Below are 16,093 nucleotides of genomic sequence, written 5' to 3'. Positions count from 1 at the left end.
GGTTGCACTGATATAAGCGGTTTGCGGCCGATTTCACGCATCGTGCCGGACATGAAGCGCGGCGCATAGCACAGGTTGGAGGCAGAGTCATGCGGTGGGAATGCAAACCATGGATGCCGGCCGACGGTCCGCCATGGCGATCTGGCAACCTTGTCCTGTCCCTCCCACTGCACGGGGAGCGATCACATCATCGTGTTTGCGTAACGATTCCCATCGCGCCGTCGAAATCCGAAGGGGGCAACTATGCCTCTACAAAATGGGAGTACGCAGAATGAACTCTATCAAGCTAGCCCTCATTGCCGGCCTCGTCGGTGTTTCCGCCTCGCAGGCATTTGCCGAAGACGCGATGGGCACAATGACCATGATGAAGGGTGGAGAAGTGATGGCGATCATGCCGGACGGGCATATGGGCACCATGATGCCGGATGCAAAGACGAGCGCCGAGATGATGAAGATGGCAAAGCCAATCAAGCACTGCATGATGATGATGACTGACGCCAAGGGCAAAGCCTTCATGATCGATACGTCGACCAAGAAAGCTCAGGCCGAATGTGAAAAAATGGCCATGTAAGACTGAACCCGTCAAGATCGAGATCCGCCGGCACACGCCGGCGGGTCATTCCGATACGGGTCCAACTCCCCCGCCGGGCCTTTTGATCCCCGTTACCATCATTTGACCGGTGCGGTCCGGCGGCGAAGGGCCACGCTGGAATCAAACGCCAATGCCCGGCCTCCGGGAGGCGAACTTCGCTATTGCGCCATAGACTATCGGGGTGGGCGCCAGCCTATTTGCACTTTGCGATCGATGTCAGCGCCGCCGAAATGCCCTTCAGCGAGAAGACATAGGAGGTCGGGTTGCCGCGGCCGGACTTCGCCGTCACCTTCATGTCGGTGCCGGTCTTCATGGCGGCGATCAGCACCGGTTCCTCGGCGGCATTCTCGACCCAGGCCGACTTGCCGCGCGTGAACATCGAGAACGACTTCTTGTCGATGGTGACGGTGGCCTTGGAGCCTTCCTGGAAATTGTAGCCGGCGATGAATTGCGGCTCGTAGGACACTTGCTGGCCGGGCCGCTGGCTGACGAAGAAGAACATGTCGCCATGGTCGAGCGTCGGCGGCTGCTTGTCGGTCGGCACGGTCAGGACATAGCAGACCTTGCCGCCCGATGCCTGGTAGCTGTAGGTGCCCCAGGCATTGTGCTGGCCGATCTTGGTCGCCGACTGCGCCAATGCCGGCGCTGCCGCGGCGACCAGGACCAGGCTCGAAACTATAGCAATCAATCCGCGCATCGTTTTTCCCGTATTCCAAAGGTGCGGCGGCAGGCCGGCTCGGCGTCCTGCCCGTCGCTTCATTTTGATTTAATCTGGGTTACCAAACGGTGAATTTCCTTTGAGAAAGGAACCCCACCCCGAGGAAACCGCCGCCATTTCGCGCGCCGCCGCCTTGCGAGCGGGTGGCGCGACGTCCCTTTGGTGACTTGGAGGCCACGAAAGCGGCAAGAGTTTGACTTTTCAAACCAGCTCCCGCAGCCGTCCTGGCTTCCGAAACACGTGACGAATTTCCCTCCAAGCGGTAGGATGCCTGCGTTCGCTTCCAAGGCGCTCGGCCCGGGCGCCTCATTGGTGGCGTATGGGAGATTTCGGTTATGGCCATTTCCGAGACGGTCCTGATCCTGGCGGGCGGCACTGTCGTCTTGTTGATCGTGTTCGGCATTCGTGTTGCCATACGGGCGATAGCCGGCGGCGCTGCGGCGGTGCCGCGATCGGATGGCAGGGAGGCTGCAGGCGGATCGGGCGCGCCCGACGTGGCTGGGGTCATCGCGCTGCCGCCTTTGATCTTTCTCGGCTTCCTGGCGGCGGCAGGGGTCCTCGAGGCCGTCGTTCCACTCCCGACTCTGGCTGTGCAGTCGCCCGTCCGCTATCTGGGCGGAGCCGTGCTCGCGGCGTGCGGCTTCGGTATCATCTTCATGGCGGCGGGGCGCTTTCACGCCGCTGGCACCAATATTCCACCGACCCTGCCGACGACGGCGCTGGTCGTCGACGGCATCTACCGGCGAACCAGGAATCCGTTTTATCTGGGAACGACCCTCGTCTACTTGGGCCTAGGCGTCGCGGCGGGAAGTTTTTGGGCCATCGCGCTGATCGTCCCGCTGCTGTGGGTGATCAATACCGGCGTCATTGCGCGGGAAGAGCACTATCTGGAGCGGAAATTCGGCGATGCGTATGGTGCCTACAAGGCGCGGGTGCGGCGGTGGATTTGATCGGCCGCAACCGCCCGAGTCTCGTGCCACTCTTTGCCCCGCGCCGGCTCAGCCCTTGTCGGCGATGGCGTCCTTGGCGGCCTGCCGGTGCGCCGGGGTGATGTGGGCACTGACGGCGGTGATCGCGGCGGTGAGCACGGCGATGTCGTCGGTGAAGCCAAGCCCGAGGACGAAATCGGGGACGACATCCACCGGCAGCACGAAATAGCCGAGCGCGGCCAGCAGAATGCCCTTGGCGCGCAGCGGCGTGTTCTTGTCCATGGCGCAGTAATAGGAGGCCACGACCTCTTCCATGAAAGGGATCTGCCGCGCGGCCTTCTTGACCGTCCGCCAGAATTTCTCGCGCACTTCGTTCTCGTCACCGAGCTTGCCGCCGAAGCCGAAGAAATCAAAACCGGATTGTCGCGCCATCAGTGTCTCCTGGGGCTCATGCGCAACCCGGCGCATGCCGCGAGGCAAAATGTGGTGAAAGGCGACCCCTACTGCAAGATACCGGCGCCGATTTGGGTTTGCCGCCGTATCGTGGAGCAACGCCCTGGGCGATAGCGGGCGTCAGCCGCCGGCAAAGCGGTTCATCTTCTTGGCCAGATCGATATCGAGCGCGGTCACACCGCCGGCATCGTGGGTGTTCAGCGTCACGTCGACGGTCTTGTAGACATTCGACCAGTCGGGATGATGGTCCATCTTCTCGGCGGCGAGCGCAACGCGGGTCATGAAGGCGAAAGCCTCGGAGAAATTCGCGAAGGTGAATGTGCGCTTGATGGAGGCACCATCCGCAGCCGGTGCCCAGCCTTCGAGCCCGACCAACGCCGCGGCGATTGCGTCCTTGCCCAGTTTTTCTCTCGTCATGTCAGCTTCCCGTGCTATTTCGACTGAGAGACTGTTTGGAACCCTGGCGAGTTGCGAAACCGTCTCTGGAGTCCCTCACCATAGCGTCGGATCGATGAGCGCGAAGCCCATAAATTCCATTCTTTTCGTCTGCCTCGGCAACATCTGCCGGTCGCCACTGGCGGAGGGCGTCTTTCGTGCCGTGCTGGCGGAGCGTGGGTTGGGCAGGAATATGCTCCTCGATTCAGCCGCCACCAGCGGCTGGGAAGTCGGCTCGGCGCCCGATCCACGCTCGATCGCGGTTGCGGAGCGTCACGGCATCGACATTTCCCGACAGAGAGCACGCAAGGTCACTCCGGAGGATTTCTCCCGCTTCGACCTGATCCTCGGCATGGACCGGTCGAATGTCGCCGACCTGAAAGCATCGGCGCCGGCGGCGATGCGCGACCGGGTGCGGCTGTTTCTGGAATTTGCCCACGGCGAGGCAGGTGACGTGCCGGATCCCTACTATGATGGCGCGGGAGCCTTCGCTTCGGTCTACCGCATGATCCGCGAGGCGTCGGAGGCGCTGGCGACAAGGCTGGAAGCGCGGGCGTCCGTGCCCGACAGCGGCCAGGCTTCCTCGACGATGTAGGGGCCGCCACCGACCGAATCGCGCGACGACATCAGCACGAAACGGCCGATGCGGAACGGCAGCGTCGAGAAATTGCCGCGCGCCGACAGATATTGGGCGACGTCAAGCGGGGTCGAATTGCGCAGCCTTGCAAGTGTGACATGCGGCATGAACTTGCGCGGGTCGGCGGGGATGCCGAGTCGCTGGCAGATGCGGTCGATCTCGCCCTGAAGGGCGGCAAGATCGGGCGAGGCGGAAGCGCCGGCCCAAACGGCATGCGGTTTCTTCTGGCCGAAAGCACCGACACCGGACAGGGCCAGCGAAAAGGAAGGTCGGTGGATACGGTCGAGCGCGTTGGCGATCTCGTCGGCGACATGGCCTGGGACATCGCCGATGAAACGCAGCGTCAGATGGTAGTTCTCGACGTCGATCCAGCGGGCGCCGGGCAGGCCGCCCCGCAGCAGGGACAGCGAAAGGGCGGCGTCACGCGGTATTTCGAGGGCGGTGAAAAGACGCGGCATGAAAAGCCTCCCTTCCTCGAATCGAACTGTACCCCTAGCGAATCATCGATAGTCAAACGGGGCAAGAGGTTTGTTGGTCACAGTCCTTGCTAAAAAGTTTCCCCAACGGAAACAGCTCCAGTTCCGGCTTACGAACCGCCCGGCACCGCCGCGATGGCCTTCTCGACGGTGGGCAGGATGCGTTCGACAATCTGATCGACGCCTTGCGGGCTCGGATGCAGGCCGTCCTCGAGCTGCATGCCGGGCCGGCCGGCGACGCCGTCGAGAAAGAACGGATAGAGCGCAACGTCGTATTTGGCGGCCAGGTCCGGAAATATGGCGTCGAAAGCGTTCTGGTAGTCGGCGCCGAGATTGGGGGCGGCGCGCATGCCGGCCAGAAGCACGGCGATCTTGCGCTGTTTCAGCCTGGCCAGCATCTCGTCCAGGTTCTTTTTGGTGATGTCGGGCGAAACGCCGCGCAGCATGTCGTTGGCGCCGAGTTCGAGGATGACCAGTTGCGTGCCGTCCGGCACCGACCAGTCGAGCCGCGCCAGGCCGCCGCTCGTCGTGTCGCCGGAGACGCCGGCATTGGCGACGGTCACATCATGGCCCTTGGCGGCAAGCGCTGCCTGCAGCCTGTCGGTAAAGCCCTGGTCCGGCCCGAGGCCGAAACCCGCCGTCAGACTGTCACCGAAACCGACGATCTTGAACGGCTCGGCACGCGCCGACGAAATGGCGCCGCAAATGGCGAGGAAAACGATCAAGCCTGCGGCAATACTGCGTTTGAAAGACATGCGGCAGGCCCCATATGAGCAAGGAATTCTTCCGGCGACGGCTTCCGGCAAGCAGAGCCTTCATCCTCCATATAGGACGCTTTCATTTTGACAGAAGCCGTCATTGCGCTGAAAGATGTATCGCTGACCCTTGGCGAGGGGGCTTCATTGGTCCATGTGCTGAAGGACGTCAGCCTCGATGTGGCGGCCGGCGAAGCGACCGGCATCATCGGGCCCTCGGGCTCCGGCAAGTCGACATTGCTGATGGTTCTGGCAGGCCTGGAAAGGGTCGATTCGGGTACGGTCCGAATCGCCGGCGAGTTGCTCAACGGCAAAAGCGAGGACCAGATTGCTTCGTTTCGTGGCCGAAACATTGGTATCGTGTTCCAATCGTTCCATCTCATTCCGAACATGACGGCGCTCGAAAATGTCGCGGTGCCGCTGGAGCTGGCCGGCCATGCCGATCCGTTTTCGGTTGCCGCGCGCGAGCTGGCGGCGGTTGGCCTCAATGACCGCGTCACTCATTATCCCGGCGAATTGTCGGGCGGCGAGCAACAGCGCGTGGCGATCGCCCGCGCACTGGCGCCGTCGCCGCGCATTCTGATCGCCGACGAGCCGACCGGCAATCTCGACCAAGCGACGGGGCGGCAAGTCGCCGATCTTCTGTTCGCCAAGGCTGCCGAACGCGGCATGACGCTGGTGCTGGTCACTCATGACCCGGCGCTTGCGGCGCGTTGTTCACGCCAGGTTTCGATGCGGTCGGGCCGGATCGAGGTGCCGGCGCCCGTCAAGGTGACGGCCTGATGCCGTTGTCGCGGACGATGAGGCTCGCGGTTCGCTTCTCGCTGCGCGAGATGCGCGGCGGTCTGTCCGGCTTCCTGATCTTCCTCGCCTGCATCGCTCTCGGCGTTGCGGCGATCGGCGGCGTCAACTCGGTGGCGCGTTCCATCAACGCCGGTGTCGCCAATCAGGGCCAGACGCTGCTGGGCGGCGATCTCCGCTTCCAGGTCAACCAGCGCGATGCCAGCCAGGCCGAACGCGGTTTCCTTGACGGGCTGGGCGCCGTTTCGCGCACCGCCAGCATGCGCTCGATGGCGCGTCTCGCCGACGGATCCGACCAGGCGCTGGTCGAGGCCAAGGCGGTCGACGATGCCTATCCGCTCTACGGCGCGCTGGACACCGAGCCGGTACTGTCGAAGCAGGAGCTGTTCGGCGAAGAGTTCGGCGTTTTCGGCGCCGCGGCTCCCGATTTGCTGTTCGAGCGGCTGCATCTCAGGATCGGCGACAGGCTGAAGCTCGGCACCGCCACCTTCGAACTGCGCGCCAGGCTGGTCACCGAACCAGATGCCGTGTCCGAGGGATTCGGCTTCGCGCCAAGGCTGATGATCTCGACCGAAGGGCTGGCGGCCACCGGACTGATCCAGCCGGGCAGCCTGATCGAGAATGCCTACAGGATCCGCTTGCCCGCCGACGCCGACGAGGCGCGGCTGAAGGCCATCCAGGATCAGGCGGCCAAGGATTTTCCCGAAGCCGGCTGGTCGATCCGCACGCGCAGCAATGCGGCCCCGGCGCTGTCGTCCAACATCGAGCGCTTCTCGCAGTTCCTGACCCTGGTCGGGCTGACGGCGCTGGTGGTCGGTGGCGTCGGCGTTGCCAATGCTGTTCGCGCCTATCTCGACGGCAAGCGCGGCGTCATCGCCACCTTCAAGAGCCTGGGCGCTTCGGGCGGCTTCGTCTTTGCCGTCTATCTGGTGCAGATCCTGATCATTGCCGCGCTCGGCATCGTGCTCGGACTGGTGCTGGGCGCGCTGATGCCGTTCGTAGCGAGCGCTGCCCTTCATCAGGTCATCCCGGTGCCGGCGGAAGGCGGCTTCTATCCCGGCGCGCTCGGCATGGCGGCGCTGTTCGGCCTGCTGGTGACGCTGGCCTTCGCGCTGCTGCCGCTCGGCCGCGCCCGCGACGTGCCGGCCACCGCGCTGTTTCGCGAGATGGGGCTTGAGGGGCGCGGCTTTCCGCGCGCGGTCTATGTCGCGGCGGCCATCGGAATCGCACTGCTGCTGGCGGTGCTGGCAATTCTATCCTCGGGCGACCAGCGCATCGCCTCGATCTTCGTCGGCGCCACCATCTTCGCCTTCCTGGTGCTGCGCCTTGTCGGCGCGCTGGTGCAATGGGCGGCCAGGAAGAGCCCGCGCGTGCGCTTCGTGGCGCTGCGGCTCGCCATCGGCAACATCCACCGGCCAGGCGCGCTGACGCCGTCGGTTGTGCTGTCGCTGGGACTTGGGCTGACGCTGCTGGTGACGCTGGCGCTGATCGACGGCAATCTCAGGCGGCAGATCTCCGGGAGCCTGCCGGAACAGGCGCCGAACTTCTTCTTCGTCGACATCCAGAGCAGCGATGTCGATTCCTTCTCCGCGCTGATCGGCAAGGAGGCACCTCGGGGAACGCTGGCCAAGGTGCCGATGCTGCGCGGCCGGGTGATGGCGCTGAACGGCGTCGATGTCGGCAAGGTGAAGGTGCCGGCGCAAGGCGCCTGGGTGCTGAAGGGCGATCGCGGCCTGACCTACGACGCCAGGCAGCCGGAAAACGCGACGCTGACCGAGGGCAGCTGGTGGCCGGACAACTATAGCGGCGAGCCGCTGGTCTCGTTCTCGTCCGTGGAGGGCAAGGAGATCGGGCTGAAGCTCGGCGACACCATCACCGTCAATGTGCTCGGGCGCAATGTCACGGCCAGGATCGCCAATTTCCGCCAGGTCGAATGGGAGACGATGGGCATCAATTTCGTCATGGTGTTCTCGCCCAACACATTCGCCGGCGCCCCGCATGGCTGGATGGCGACGCTGACCGAAAAGAATGCCTCGACGGCCGACGACGCCCGCATCCTCAACGCCGTCACCCGCGCCTTTCCGGCGGTGACGACGGTGCGGGTCAAGGACGCGCTCGAAATCGTCAACCGGCTGGTCGGGCAGCTCGGCACGGCGATCCGCGCGGCGGCCGGCGTGGCGCTGATCGCTTCGGTGCTTGTGCTGGCCGGTGCGCTTGCCGCAGGCAACCGGGCGCGCATCCATGACGCGGTGGTGCTGAAGACGCTGGGCGCGACACGCAGGACGCTGATATCGGCCTTCTCGCTCGAATACATGCTGATCGGATTGGCCACCGCGATTTTCGCCCTGGCCGCGGGCGGTGCCGCTGCCTGGTTCGTCGTTGCCCGCATCATGACGTTGCCGTCGCATTTCATGCCCGAGGTGGCGGTGGCGACCATTCTGTTTTCGCTGGTGATCACGGTCGGCATTGGCCTCGCAGGCACCTGGCGGGTGCTCGGCCACAAGGCCGCACCGGTGCTGCGCAACCTGTGATCTCGGGTCCGGAGCGGCCATCCCGGATTAAATCTTGGTAAGAATGCCGTCCGGAAAGCCGAGAAATCGGCACTTCGTTGTCTCACGAATCGTTACATCTGGTTATGGTCTTGTTCTTGACGCGAATAACCATCATATTTCGCCACAGGCATGCTGGAGCCCTGCCAGCGGCGCCTGGGTCCGGATGGACCTGACACCGGACGGGGCAGAAGCAAATAGAGGACTACAATGGCTGATCCCATTCGCAACTACCAGACGCGCGCCGTGCCCGGCGTCGGCGTCGGTGCTGACATCGACCAGGGCCTGCGCGCCTACATGGTCAAGGTCTACAATCTGATGGGGCTTGGCCTCCTCATCACCGGTCTTGCCGCTGTCGGCACGATCATGCTGGCTACCACCACCGATCCGGCTTCGGCTGTCGCGACGCTGCCGAGCGGCGAGATGCTGACCTCCTTCGGCTATGCGATCTTCGGCTCGCCGCTGAAATGGGTAGTGATCTTCGCCCCGCTCGCCGCGGTGATGTTCCTGTCGTTCCGTGTTCAGTCGATGAGCGTTTCGGCGGCGCAGACTACCTTCTGGGTCTATGCCGGCCTTGTCGGCCTGTCGCTGTCGTCGATCTTCCTGGTCTACACCACGGCCAGTATCTCGCAGACATTCTTCGCCACCGCCGCGGGCTTCGGCGCGCTGTCGCTCTATGGCTACACGACCAAGCGCGACCTAACCGCGATGGGCTCGTTCCTGATCATGGGCGTGTTCGGTCTGATCATCGCAATGGTGATCAACATCTTCCTGCAGTCGTCGGCGCTTTCCTTCGCCGTTTCGGCGATCGGCGTGCTGATCTTCGCCGGCCTGACCGCTTATGACACGCAGAAGATCAAGGAGATGTATTTCGAGGGCGACGCTTCGGATGTCGCCGGTCGCAAGGCGATCATGGGCGCGCTGAGGCTCTATCTCGACTTCATCAACCTGTTCATGTTCCTGCTGCAGTTCATGGGCGACCGCCGCTAATCAGTAGCGCTGGACCATCGAGTTCCAGAAGGGCGGCCCAACGGCCGCCCTTTTCTTTTGTGCTGGCCTTTGCTGTTATCGAAGGCAGACAAAGGGTTTGCGTAAAGAATGAGCAATATCACGATTCGGCCCGCGACAGCGGCCGACCTCGACCGGATCACGGAAATCTATGCCGACGCGGTGGCGCAAGGCACGGCGAGCTATGAGCTGGAGGCGCCCAGCCGCGCCGAGATGGGCGTCCGATTCGACAGTTTGATGGCCGGCGGCTTTCCCTATCTGGTGGCGGAAAAGGACGGCGCCGTGCTCGGCTATGCCTATGCCGGTGCCTTCCGGCCACGCCCGGCCTATCGCTTCATCGTCGAGGATTCGGTCTATATCGCGCCCGAGGCCAAGGGCCAGGGCGTCGGGCTCAAGCTGATGCAAAGCCTGATCGAGGCGGTGGAAGCAGCGGGCTTTCGCCAGATCATCGCGGTGATCGGCGATGGCCATGCCGACAGCGCCTCGGTGCGGCTGCACGAGAAACTCGGCTTTCGCCATTCGGGACGACTTGAAGGCTCCGGCTACAAGCACGGGCGGTGGCTGGACACGGTCTTCATGCAGCTGTCGCTGAATGGCGGAGCATCGGCGCCGCCTGACCCCGAATCGCTGCCGGAGCAGAAGTTCCGCGAGGGCCTTGGAGGGAAATGAACTGAGGAATTGAAGAATTGATGAACTGAAGAATAAAAGAAACAGCGGCTATATATAGTGCTGCGGGCCCTTTCTCCCACTCATCAGTTCTCCAGTTCTTCAATTCCCCTTCTTCAATTCCCCGCTCAGGCCTCAACCAGCTTCAGCTTGCTGTCGAATATCCCAAGCACGCGGCCGAGTTCCTGGCCGCGCTTCAAGATGCGGCCACCGGCGGCAATGACGGCAAAGGCGCCCTGCTTGCGGGCCAGCTTGGGGTCCTTGACGATCTGGAACAGCGGCACTTCGCTGGTGCGGCGGAACACGGAAAACACAGCGCGGTCGGTGAGATGATCGATGGCGTAGTCACGCCATTCGTTGGCGGCGACCATGCGTCCGTAGAGCCTGAGAATCTGGTCCAGCTCACGCCGGTCGAACCGCACCGGCTGATCGAGGCGCTCGCGTCGCGCCTCGTGCAGCGGGATCAATATTGCGGATGCGTCCCCATCCCCCATCCCGCCGCTGTCATCGGTCATGCCTCGATCCTTCAAAATGAATCTTTGCCACCCAAAGTTGGCGTGTTCGCGGCTGAATTGCAAGACCCGGCGAAGCAGGGCGGTGCCGCGCTGTTTTCGCAACGTCCAGTCACTTTTATGAAACGCCTTGTTGGAATTGGTGATGCTTCGCCACATTTCTGCCTTTTTTTATCCGCGCTCATGCCCCAATGTCCGACGAATTTACCGGCGTTGCCTGAGACGGTTCGGTCCGGCACCGGCTCGTAAACCCCAAGCCCCCCGCCCACGGGTCTGCGTCGGATCGAACCAACCTCGGCTCTTCCTCGGAAGAACCGGGTGCGACGATCCCAAAACCTAAATGACCGACGTCAGAAGCAAGCTGACGTCGGTTTTTTCATGTCTGGGCACTTTCCTTCTCCCCTTGTGGGCCCACAAGGGAGAAGGAAAGTGGCCTCTATGGCTTGTGAATAAACGCAGCGCCAAGAATGGGACCGGGCATGCCGTCCTTGCCGACCGACTGCAGCAGCACGGCACAGCCGCCCTTCTTGGCGATCTCGCTCATCGGCAGTTCGTAGCGCTGTGCCTTGCCGTGCCACATGCCGGCGGTCTGGATGCCGGTGACCGCATTCCAGTAGGTCATCATGCGGCCGGTGTTCTCGCCCTTGCCGATCTTGATCGTCCGCGGCGGGTCGAAATAGACGATGACGACGTGGGCATCGCTGGGGCCGCTGCCGGCATCGCCGGCGTCGATCATGACGCGGTCGCTGGTGCGGCTGACCTTGATGGCGACGCGCATGCCTTCGCCACTCTTGGCCATGCGGGCGAGCGCGCCATCGACCTCGACGCGGCTGGCGCCGTTGACGTGGACGCGGCCGTTGATGACGGCCTGCGGTGTATAGACGGAGCGGCTGCCGAAGGCGCGCATATAGTCATATTGCCGCTCGGTATTCTCCTTGCGGCTCAGCGTGTCTTGCCAGCCGAGATAGTCCCAGTAGTCGACATGATAGGCGAGCGCGACGATGTCTTCCTTGGCAACGAACTCGGCGAACAACGCATCGGCCGGGGGGCAGGAACTGCAGCCCTGACTGGTGAACAATTCGACTACGCCCAATGGTTTGTCGATCTGAGGCTTGTCAGCTTCGCCGGCATGCCCGGCGCCGGCAAACGCCGAGAGGGCCAGCGCAAGGGCTGCCAGCCACAATGTTTTTCGCGAGGCCATGGTCATTCCGATTCCCGCCGGTGGTGCCGGCTTTGTCTTGATTGCTGAAATATGTGGCAGAACCGGAAGTCAACGGGAAGTCACGTTGCGGTGAAATTTTGCCATTGCGCCCGACAGCAACAGGAAGGGCTACGCTTCAGGATAGAGACCGATTCGGGCGGCAATCACGATGTGGCAAACCCTTTTGGCGCCGGTCGATCCCTATTGCGCGCGGACCGGGCCGGAATTCTGGTCCGAGCCGGTCAATGCCCTGACGAACCTCGCCTTCATAGCTGCCGGCCTGTGGGGCGTGCGCGAGGTGCGTAGGCTGGGCACCGGGACCTTCGCCGAAGTGCTGGCCTGGTGGGTGGTGGCAATCGGCATCGGTTCGACGATCTTCCATACCTTTGCCACCAAGGGCACGGTCTGGGCCGACGTGCCGCCGATCGCCGGTTTCACGCTCGCCTACACGTTGTTCAACCCGCGCCGTTTCCTCGGCATGCGATGGGGCAAAGGCGATCGCCGAAGACAGGCAGTAGGCAGTAGGCAGTAGGCAGTAGGCAGTAGGCAGTAGGCAGTAGGCAGTAGGCAGTAGGCAGTAGGCAGTAGGGGTGTCTATTCCCTACTGCCTAGTCCCTATTCCCTAAGCCGCCAGATCGCGCAGCACGTATTGCAGGATGCCGCCGTTCTTGAAGTAGTCGAGTTCGTCCAGAGTATCGATGCGGCAGATGAGCGGTACGTTCTTCACCGTGCCGTCGCCATAGGTGACCTTGGCGATCATCGTCTGGCGCGGCTTGATGGTGCTCAAGCCATCGATCTCGACCAGTTCGTCACCCCTGAGATTGAGCGAGGCCCAGGACGTGCCATCCTTGAAGACGAAGGGAATAACGCCCATGCCGACCAGGTTCGAGCGATGGATACGCTCGAAGGACTGGGCGATGACCGCGCGGACGCCAAGCAGATTGGTTCCCTTGGCCGCCCAGTCGCGCGACGAACCGTTGCCGTATTCGACGCCGGCGAAGATGACCAGCGGCACGCCTTCCTTCTTGTATTCCATCGCCGCGTCGTAGATCGATTCCTCTTCCTTCGACGGGTAGTGGATGGTGTAGCCACCCTCACGGCCGTTCTCGCCCAGCATGTGGTTGCGGATGCGGATGTTGGCGAAGGTGCCGCGCATCATCACCTCATGGTTGCCGCGCCTTGTGCCGTACTGGTTGAAGTCGGCGACGCCGACGCCGTGGTCGGTGAGGTATTTGCCGGCCGGTGAAGCCGCCTTGATCGAGCCCGCCGGCGAGATATGGTCGGTGGTGATCTTGTCGCCGAACAGGCCAAGAACGCGGGCGCCCTTGATGTCGCCGATCTTGCCGAAACCGGCGGTCATGCCGGCGAAATAGGGCGGGTTCTGTACATAGGTCGAGTTGTCGTCCCAGGCATAGGTCTGGCCTTCCGGCGCCTTGACGTTCTGCCAATACTCATCGCCCTTGAAGACGTCGGCATATTTGCGAGCGAACAGCTCGCGGGTGACGTTCTTCTCGATGAACTCCTGGATCTCGGCCGAGCTCGGCCAGATGTCCTTGAGGTAGACCGGCTTGCCGTCCTTGTCCTCGCCGAGTGGCTCCGTCGTGAGATCCTTTGTCACAGTGCCAGCCAGCGCGTGCGCGACGACCAGCGGCGGCGAGGCCAGATAGTTGGCCTGCACGTCGGGCGAGACACGGCCTTCGAAGTTGCGGTTGCCGGAGAGCACCGCGGCGGCAATCAGGCCCTTGTCGTTGATGGTCTTGGAGATCGGCGCGGGCAGCGGGCCGGAATTGCCGATGCAGGTGGTGCAGCCGAAGCCGACCAGGTTGAAGCCGATCTGGTCGAGTTCCTTCTGCAGGCCGGATTTCTCCAGATATTCGGCGACCACCTGGCTGCCGGGGGCCAGCGAGGTCTTCACCCACGGCTTCTGCTTCAACCCGAGGCGGTTGGCGTTGCGGGCCAGGAGGCCGGCGCCGATCAGCACGCTCGGGTTCGAGGTGTTGGTGCAGGAGGTGATGGCGGCGATGACGACATCGCCATGGCCGAGATCATGATCGGTGCCTTCGACGGCGTAGCGCTTGTGGATCTCGGCCGCCTTCCTGTATTCGGTCTCCATCGCCTTGGCGAAGCCTTCCGGAATGCCTTCCAGGGCGACGCGTCCTTCAGGCCGCTTGGGGCCGGCCATCGACGGCACGACGGAGCCGAGTTCCAGTTCGAGCAGGTCGGTGAAGACAGGGTCCGCCGAGCCGGTGTCGCGCCACAGGCCTTGCGCCTTGGCATAGGCCTCGACCAACGCGATGCGGTCTTCGCTGCGGCCGGACATTGTGAGGTAGCGGATGGTTTCCGCGTCGACCGGGAAGAAGCCGCAGGTGGCGCCATATTCGGGCGCCATGTTGCCGATGGTGGCGCGGTCGGCCAGCGTCATGTTGGAGAGGCCCGGACCGAAGAACTCGACGAACTTGCCGACGACGCCCTTCTTGCGCAGCATCTGGGTGACGGTGAGCACGAGATCGGTGGCGGTGACGCCTTCTTTCAGCTTGCCGGTGAGGCGGAAGCCGATGACCTCGGGCAAAAGCATGGAGACCGGCTGGCCGAGCATGGCCGCCTCGGCCTCGATACCGCCGACGCCCCAGCCGAGCACGCCAAGGCCGTTGATCATGGTGGTATGCGAATCGGTGCCGACGCAGGTGTCGGGATAGGCTGTGGTTTCGCCATCCTCGGTGTTGGTCCACACCACCTGGCCGAGATATTCGAGATTGACCTGGTGGCAGATACCGGTGCCGGGCGGCACGACGCGGAAGTTGCGGAACGCCTGCTGCCCCCATTTCAGGAACTTGTAGCGTTCTTCGTTGCGCTCATATTCGAGCTCGACATTGCGAGCGAACGCCATCGGCGTGCCGAATTCGTCGACGATGACGGAATGGTCGATGACGAGGTCGACCGGCACCAGCGGGTTGATCTTCTGCGGATCGCCACCGAGCGAGGCCATGGCGTCGCGCATGGCGGCAAGGTCGACCACGGCCGGAACGCCGGTGAAATCCTGCATCAGCACGCGGGCCGGGCGATAGGCGATCTCGACGCCGGCGGTGCCCTTGTCGGTCAGCCAGCCGGCCACCGCCTGGATGCTCTCCTTGGTGACGGAGCGGCCGTCCTCGTTGCGCAGCAGGTTCTCCAGCAGCACCTTCATCGAATAGGGCAGCTGGGAGATGCCGGTAAGCCCGTTCTTCTCGGCCTCGATGAGGTCGAAATAGGCATATTCCGCGCCGCTTGCGGTCAGCGTGCGGCGGCAATTGAAACTGTCGAGGGATTTTGACACGTGCGATCCTTGTCTGTTCAGCCTGAAAGGGAACGGACGCCGATGGCATGCAATCACGCGCAAAGGTGCGGGTACGGCCATTTCCGCTGTCCGTTCCCAAGCAACCCGAGCCGTTCAAGGCGGCGCGTGCGCTGGTTCGGCGCTAATTCTGTTCCCGCGCCGACCGCTGGCACGGATGCACCGCATATAGAGAATTTTCTGGAATAGTTCTAGACAGTTGGAAAGCAAATTTGTGCGATGCGGCAGCTGCCGCGACACATGGTTTTCAGGGCAGGCGAGGGATGCGGCTGATCGCCGAAAATCTGGGCGGCGAACGCGGCGGCGACACGGTGTTTTCGGGCATCGGCTTTGCCTTGGAGGATGGTCAAGCGCTTGTCGTCACAGGGCCGAATGGGTCGGGCAAATCGACCTTGCTGCGGGTCATCGCCGGGCTGCTTCCGGTGGCGCACGGCAGCGTGAAGATCGAAGGCGTCATGACGATTGAAGACGGGGGCGAGGCGTTTCCGTCGGTCGCGTCGGCCTGTCATTACCTTGGTCACCAGAACGCGATGAAGCCGGTGCTCAGCGTGGCGGAGAATTTGCACTTCTGGCGCGACTTCAACGGCGAAGGGCAGCTGAGCGTCGAAGAGGCGCTTGAAACGGTCGGACTGGGCGGCATCGGCCACCTGCCGTTCGGCTATCTCTCGACAGGGCAGCGGCGGCGGTCGGCGATCGCCAAGCTGTTGGTCAGCCATCGGCCGCTGTGGCTGCTCGACGAGCCGACGGCGGGGCTGGACAAGGCTTCGGAGGGGCGGTTCGCGGGGTTGCTGACGCGGCATTGCGGAGAAGGCGGGATGATTGTTGCGGCGACGCATTTGCCGCTGGGATTGGATGGGGCGACAGAGTTGGTGATGGGGGCAGCAGGGTGATGTCGGCATTCCCGCCCACCCCCCTCTGTCCTGCCGGACATCTCCCCCGCAAGGGGCAGGGCTGTCCGGGGAAAGTTTTGAGTGAATCGAAATGCCGCATGTGCATGCCCCGTAAAACGGGGTTTGTCCGTCTTCTCTCT

At 63.1% G+C, this 16,093-nt stretch carries 16 protein-coding genes and 1 pseudogene; 9 read left to right on the top strand and 8 right to left on the bottom strand.

All coding sequences use genetic code 11. The annotated features are described in order from the left end of the window. Window positions 1-109 precede the first annotated feature (109 nt). Window positions 110-571 carry a hypothetical protein gene (locus NKH02_RS28520; RefSeq protein WP_352883025.1) on the top strand — a complete coding sequence of 154 codons (462 nt, stop codon included), beginning with the start codon at window positions 110-112 and terminating at the stop codon, window positions 569-571. Window positions 572-785: 214 nt separating this feature from the next. Here the strand turns inward: NKH02_RS28520 and NKH02_RS28515 are convergent, their stop codons facing one another. Next, on the bottom strand, window positions 786-1,289 hold the full coding sequence (locus NKH02_RS28515; protein WP_023758938.1) for an invasion associated locus B family protein: 504 nt from the start codon (window positions 1,287-1,289) through the stop codon (window positions 786-788). Between the two features lie 356 nt (window positions 1,290-1,645). Here NKH02_RS28515 and NKH02_RS28510 point away from each other — a divergent pair, with 356 nt between their 5' ends. Further along, window positions 1,646-2,260 (top strand): methyltransferase family protein, encoded by a 615-nt coding sequence (locus NKH02_RS28510; protein WP_352883024.1) that lies wholly within the window; start codon window positions 1,646-1,648, stop codon window positions 2,258-2,260. 48 nt (window positions 2,261-2,308) lie between these two features. Here NKH02_RS28510 and NKH02_RS28505 read toward each other — a convergent pair whose 3' ends face one another. Further along, window positions 2,309-2,671: a YkvA family protein gene (locus NKH02_RS28505; protein WP_352883023.1), complete on the bottom strand. Its 363-nt coding sequence runs from the start codon at window positions 2,669-2,671 to the stop codon at window positions 2,309-2,311. Between the two features lie 141 nt (window positions 2,672-2,812). Beyond that, window positions 2,813-3,109, bottom strand: a complete 297-nt coding sequence (locus tag NKH02_RS28500) for a 4a-hydroxytetrahydrobiopterin dehydratase (protein ID WP_352883022.1) — start codon at window positions 3,107-3,109, stop codon at window positions 2,813-2,815. A 94-nt stretch (window positions 3,110-3,203) separates the two neighbouring features. Between NKH02_RS28500 and NKH02_RS28495 the strand changes: the two genes are divergently transcribed. After that, window positions 3,204-3,722, top strand: a complete 519-nt coding sequence (locus NKH02_RS28495) for a low molecular weight protein-tyrosine-phosphatase (protein ID WP_352883020.1) — start codon at window positions 3,204-3,206, stop codon at window positions 3,720-3,722. Here the strand turns inward: NKH02_RS28495 and thpR are convergent. Continuing rightward, window positions 3,626-4,222, bottom strand: a complete 597-nt coding sequence (gene thpR, locus NKH02_RS28490; RefSeq protein WP_352883019.1) for an RNA 2',3'-cyclic phosphodiesterase — start codon at window positions 4,220-4,222, stop codon at window positions 3,626-3,628. The two genes, NKH02_RS28495 and thpR, sit on opposite strands and share 97 nt — an antisense overlap. Window positions 4,223-4,350: 128 nt before the next feature. Next, window positions 4,351-4,995: an arylesterase gene (locus NKH02_RS28485; RefSeq protein WP_352883018.1), complete on the bottom strand. Its 645-nt coding sequence runs from the start codon at window positions 4,993-4,995 to the stop codon at window positions 4,351-4,353. A gap of 87 nt (window positions 4,996-5,082) precedes the next feature. Between NKH02_RS28485 and NKH02_RS28480 the strand changes: the two genes are divergently transcribed. The 4 genes from NKH02_RS28480 to NKH02_RS28465 all read left to right on the top strand — a co-directional run bounded on the left by NKH02_RS28480 (window position 5,083) and on the right by NKH02_RS28465 (window position 10,022). Next, window positions 5,083-5,778, top strand: coding sequence for an ABC transporter ATP-binding protein (locus tag NKH02_RS28480; protein WP_352866383.1), 696 nt, complete (start codon window positions 5,083-5,085; stop codon window positions 5,776-5,778). Beyond that, window positions 5,778-8,327 carry an ABC transporter permease gene (locus tag NKH02_RS28475; protein WP_352883017.1) on the top strand — a complete coding sequence of 850 codons (2,550 nt, stop codon included), beginning with the start codon at window positions 5,778-5,780 and terminating at the stop codon, window positions 8,325-8,327. Before NKH02_RS28480 ends, NKH02_RS28475 begins: the two co-directional genes overlap by 1 nt. Window positions 8,328-8,555: 228 nt before the next feature. After that, window positions 8,556-9,335 carry a Bax inhibitor-1/YccA family protein gene (locus NKH02_RS28470; RefSeq protein WP_352866378.1) on the top strand — a complete coding sequence of 260 codons (780 nt, stop codon included), beginning with the start codon at window positions 8,556-8,558 and terminating at the stop codon, window positions 9,333-9,335. Window positions 9,336-9,443: 108 nt separating this feature from the next. Beyond that, window positions 9,444-10,022: a GNAT family N-acetyltransferase gene (locus NKH02_RS28465; protein ID WP_352883016.1), complete on the top strand. Its 579-nt coding sequence runs from the start codon at window positions 9,444-9,446 to the stop codon at window positions 10,020-10,022. A gap of 125 nt (window positions 10,023-10,147) precedes the next feature. On the opposite strand, the gene NKH02_RS28460 is transcribed toward NKH02_RS28465, so the two are convergent. Beyond that, entirely contained in the window at window positions 10,148-10,534 is a 387-nt protein-coding gene (locus tag NKH02_RS28460; protein ID WP_352883015.1) for a DUF2794 domain-containing protein, read from the bottom strand. Between the two features lie 433 nt (window positions 10,535-10,967). Further along, window positions 10,968-11,738 (bottom strand): DUF1223 domain-containing protein, encoded by a 771-nt coding sequence (locus NKH02_RS28455; protein ID WP_352866370.1) that lies wholly within the window; start codon window positions 11,736-11,738, stop codon window positions 10,968-10,970. Between the two features lie 163 nt (window positions 11,739-11,901). Between NKH02_RS28455 and NKH02_RS28450 the strand changes: the two are divergent. Beyond that, a pseudogene (locus NKH02_RS28450) lies at window positions 11,902-12,225 on the top strand (ceramidase domain-containing protein); the annotation flags it as partial. Window positions 12,226-12,354: 129 nt separating this feature from the next. On the opposite strand, the gene acnA reads toward NKH02_RS28450, so the two are convergent. Continuing rightward, the gene (acnA, locus tag NKH02_RS28445; RefSeq protein ID WP_352883014.1) at window positions 12,355-15,045 is read right to left on the bottom strand and encodes an aconitate hydratase AcnA; all 2,691 of its coding nucleotides are present in this window, start codon (window positions 15,043-15,045) and stop codon (window positions 12,355-12,357) included. Between the two features lie 281 nt (window positions 15,046-15,326). Between acnA and ccmA the strand changes: the two genes are divergently transcribed. Further along, window positions 15,327-15,953, top strand: a complete 627-nt coding sequence (ccmA, locus tag NKH02_RS28440; protein ID WP_352883013.1) for a heme ABC exporter ATP-binding protein CcmA — start codon at window positions 15,327-15,329, stop codon at window positions 15,951-15,953. Window positions 15,954-16,093 lie beyond the last annotated feature (140 nt).

The sequence above is a fragment of the Mesorhizobium sp. M1396 genome (assembly GCF_040317725.1).
Lineage (GTDB): Bacteria > Pseudomonadota > Alphaproteobacteria > Rhizobiales > Rhizobiaceae > Mesorhizobium.
Note: the sequence above shows the minus strand (reverse complement) of the source record. Positions and strands in the feature narration are given on the sequence as shown.